Below are 2,939 nucleotides of genomic sequence, written 5' to 3'. Positions count from 1 at the left end.
CGTCGACGATGGGGTTCACCGCCATGACAATTAGCGCGATGATCAGCAAGCCGCTCTGGACGACGACATAGTCGCGCTTGGCGATCGCGTCGATCATCCACTTGCCGATACCGGGCCACGAAAAGATCGTTTCGGTCAGGATGGCGCCGGCCATCAGCGTGCCGACCTGCAGGCCGATGGTGGTAACGACGGGGATCAGCGCATTGCGAAAAGCGTGGAGCCCGATGACGCGGCGCGGCGCCAGGCCCTTGGCGCGGGCGGTGCGGACATAGTCTTCGCCCAGCACCTCCAGCATCGCCGACCGCGTCTGCCGCGCTATAACGGCGAGCGGAATCGTCGCCAGCACGATCGCCGGCAGGACCAGATGACTGGCGGCGGACCTGAAAGCGCCGCTCTTGCCGGAGATCAGGCTGTCGATCAGCATGAACCCCGTGGTCGGCTTGAAGAAATACTGAAGGCCGATGCGCCCGGAAACCGGCGTCCAGCCGAGATAGCCGGAGAAGAAGATGATGAGCAGCAGGCCCCACCAGAAGATCGGCATCGAATAGCCGGTCAGCGCCACACCCATCGTCGCCTGGTCGAACCAGGATCCGCGCTTGACCGCGGCGAAGATACCGGCGGGAATGCCGATGAGCACGGCAATGATCAGCGCGATCGTCGCCAGTTCCAGCGTCGCCGGAAACAGCGCCTGGAATTCACCGAGCACAGGCCGCTTGGTGGCGAGCGATATACCGAAGTCGCCGGTCAGGACCCTGCCGATATACTCCAGATACTGGATGACATAAGGCCGGTTGTAGCCAAACCGCTCGATAAGCTCGGCGTAGCGTTCGGGGCTGACGCCGCGCTCGCCGGCCAGGGCCAGGATCGGATCGCCCGGCAGAAGACGGACAAAAGCGAACGCCGCCAGCGATATGCCGAACACCGTCGGGATGATCAAGGCGAGCTTGTGGAGGAGATAGCGGAGCATCTTACTTCATAGAACGGCGGCGCCGGAAGTCCAGCGCCGCCGTCCAATTTATCAGGAGTTATTCGGTGACGTCGACGCCGTCGAACCGATGAATGCCGAGCGGGTCCATGACGAAGCCGGTAACTTTCTTATTCATCGGCATGAAGACCTTGGAATGGGCGATGGTCAGCCACGGGGCCTCACGCTTGAACACGACCTGAGCTTCCTCGTAGATCTTGGTGCGCTCCGCGACGTCAGTGGTTGCCTTGCCCTTCTGCAGCAGAGCTTCGAACTCCTGGTTGCACCAGATCGCATAGTTGGACTGGCCGATGGCATCGCAGCCGAGCAGGAACAGGAAGTTGTCCGGATCGCCATTGTCGCCGGTCCAGCCCAGCTGGAAGGCGCCGTCACGGTCCTTGGCCTTGCCGCGTTCGCGATACTCGGTCCATTCGTAGCTGACGATCTCGGCCTTCACGCCGATCTTGGCGTAGTCGGCCTGAATCAGTTCCGCAACTCTTTGGGCGTTCGGATTGTACGGGCGGCTGACGGGCATAGCCCAGATCTTCATCGAGAGATCCGTGACGCCGGCATCAGTCAGCATCTTCTTGGCCGCGTCCGGATCGTACGGATCGTCCTTGATGTCCTTGTTATAGGACCACATCGTCGGCGGGATCGGGTTTATGGCCGCCTGGCCAGCGCCCTGATAGACCGCATCGAGAATGGCCTGCTTGTTGACGGCCATGTTGAGGGCCTTGCGGACCTCGACCTTGTCGAAGGGCGGCTGGGTCGTGTTATAGGCCATGTAGCCGATGTTAAGGCCTTCCTGCTCGTCGACCTTCAGGTTTGGGTCGGCTTTCAGGCCGGCAATGTCGGCCGGCGCCGGATACGACATGATATCGCACTCGCCTGCCTTCAGCTTCTGCGCGCGCACGGCCGGATCAGTCGTGATGGCGAAGATCAGATCGTCGATCTTCTGGCGGCCGCCATAGTAGCCGTCCCATGCCGCATAGCGGATGACCGCATCGACCTGGTAGTCGACGAACTGGAACGGACCGGTGCCGATCGGCTTCTGGGTGAGTTGCTGCCTGGTGCCGGCCTTGTCGAGTTGGTCGGCATATTCCTTGGAGACGATCGAAGCGAAATCCATGCCGAGGTCCGGCAGGAAAGCGACTTCAGGCTTGTTCAGCACGAATTTCACCGTCAGGTCGTCGACCTTGACGATTTCCTTGAGAAGATCCGGGAAGCCCATGCCGGCAAAATATTCCCAGCCGGTGCCTGCCAGATAGTCGAACCATGGGTTTTCCTTCTTCCACTGGCGTTCGAAGGAGAAGATCACGTCGTCGGCGTTGAGATCGCGCGTCGGCGTGAAGTAGTCGGTGGTCTGGAACTTAACACCCGGCCGAAGCTTGAACGTGTATTCGAGACCGTCGTCGGAAACCGTCCAGCTCTCGGCGAGGCCGGGGGTGATGGTGGTCTTGCCGTGTTCGAACTCGACCAGGCGCGAATAGATGGTGCGCGACGACGCGTCGAAGTCGTTGCCACCGCTCCACGGCGACGGGTCGAAGCCGGCCGGCGACGCCTCCGAGCAGTAGACCAGCTGTTTCGCATTGGCCATGCCGCCGAGGACGCTTGCGGCCAGCAACGCGGCCGCAAAAGTCAGTTTCTTTTTCATGGAGGACTCCCTGATGTTCTTCCAAGCCCCTCTATCAGGCTCGCGAAGCGCGCATATAAGCACCGTTTTTCCGGCTTTGGAACACCCCGTTTGCCTACCCCATGGGAAGCAGAATGTAGTTCTCCGGAAGCATCGAGAGCGAGAATGAAATGTCAATTTCTGCCGATCACGGTATTATTAACGACTGCATTTTTTTATTGATCTTCAACCCGGCGTTGGTGAGGAACCGCGACCATCGGCTTGTCATTGGCGCGGAAGATTTCTTTCCAGTCTTGCCGCAGGGTCAGACTTGCACGGCTGCCGATAGTCGCAATACATAGA

General features: G+C 60.2%; 2 protein-coding genes. Both read right to left on the bottom strand.

Annotated elements, in window-relative coordinates:
• Nucleotides 1-967 (bottom strand): ABC transporter permease subunit (locus EOA85_RS31460; RefSeq protein WP_127212335.1); only part of this gene is annotated, 967 nt, incomplete at its 3' end.
• Nucleotides 968-1,025: 58 nt separating this feature from the next.
• Nucleotides 1,026-2,618, bottom strand: a complete 1,593-nt coding sequence (locus EOA85_RS31455; RefSeq protein WP_127212334.1) for an ABC transporter substrate-binding protein — start codon at nt 2,616-2,618, stop codon at nt 1,026-1,028.
• Nucleotides 2,619-2,939 lie beyond the last annotated feature (321 nt).

Source organism: Mesorhizobium sp. M5C.F.Ca.IN.020.29.1.1 (genome assembly GCF_003997375.1).
GTDB lineage: Bacteria > Pseudomonadota > Alphaproteobacteria > Rhizobiales > Rhizobiaceae > Mesorhizobium > Mesorhizobium wenxiniae.
This window is presented reverse-complemented; position numbering and strand designations above follow the sequence as displayed.